Source organism: Phyllobacterium chamaecytisi (genome assembly GCF_020164455.1).
In the GTDB taxonomy this organism is placed as follows: domain Bacteria; phylum Pseudomonadota; class Alphaproteobacteria; order Rhizobiales; family Rhizobiaceae; genus Phyllobacterium; species Phyllobacterium chamaecytisi.
Genome location: NZ_JAIQWW010000069.1, coordinates 1 through 709, shown reverse-complemented (window position 1 = coordinate 709; position 709 = coordinate 1). Strand labels below are relative to the sequence as shown.

Genomic DNA, 709 nt, shown 5'->3' with positions numbered 1-709 from the left:
TCCATAATGCCGCCCGCTGGTCCAGAAGGACGGATGCCAGCAAGTGAGAATCAGTGTAGCCAATGCCGATGCTGAAAAGACTGTGGCGATCGATCATTGTCATGACTTCGTCGTGCGTGGCGACGACTGCCGCGCGCTGCGCCGCCAGAAAAGCGATCACGCTGCCGCGATCCCTAAGGCTGCCAAGCGCCAGCTCACCGATCACGGCTGGGTGGCAAAGTAGGAGGTCGTCTTCAATAATCTTGCGCAGCTCCGCATCAACACGACGAAAATGATCAATCCAGATCGAGGTGTCCGCGAGTATCACTTGGCCGCTGCGCTCCGGCGGCGCGGAGCTGCCTCGGCATCGGGCATAGTTCCTCCGAGCGCGATGAGGCGCTTTCCGGACTCCACACGGACAAGCGTTTCCAACGCCTGGCGTACTAGGGCCGCAGTTTCATTTGTACCGGTCAAGAACCTAGCCTTCTCCATAAGCGTGTCGTCGAGGTTAATGGTCGATCGCATGATATAGCTCCCTAATTGAAGCGCGGAAAATAGCACCATTTGGTGATAAAATCTATGCCGATTGCAGCATTCTGTGCAGTGGGTTCGCTGACGTGCCATCGAGAATTACTCAGCCGGAGGGTCGAAGCTTAAGTACGATTGACTATCTATATGCTGGCCGATCCACCATCATAAATGGTGGCCCACGGTTCGTATCCTTTCAAGG

At 55.6% G+C, this 709-nt stretch carries 2 protein-coding genes; both read right to left on the bottom strand.

Annotated elements, in window-relative coordinates; translation table 11 throughout:
• A partial coding sequence (locus LB462_RS30950; RefSeq protein WP_224515957.1) for a type II toxin-antitoxin system VapC family toxin occupies positions 1 to 307 on the bottom strand: 307 nt, incomplete at its 3' end.
• On the bottom strand, positions 304 to 504 hold the full coding sequence (locus tag LB462_RS30945) for a type II toxin-antitoxin system VapB family antitoxin (RefSeq protein ID WP_106667672.1): 201 nt from the start codon (positions 502 to 504) through the stop codon (positions 304 to 306). The genes LB462_RS30945 and LB462_RS30950, both read right to left, overlap by 4 nt.
• Between the last annotated feature and the right edge of the window lie 205 nt (positions 505 to 709).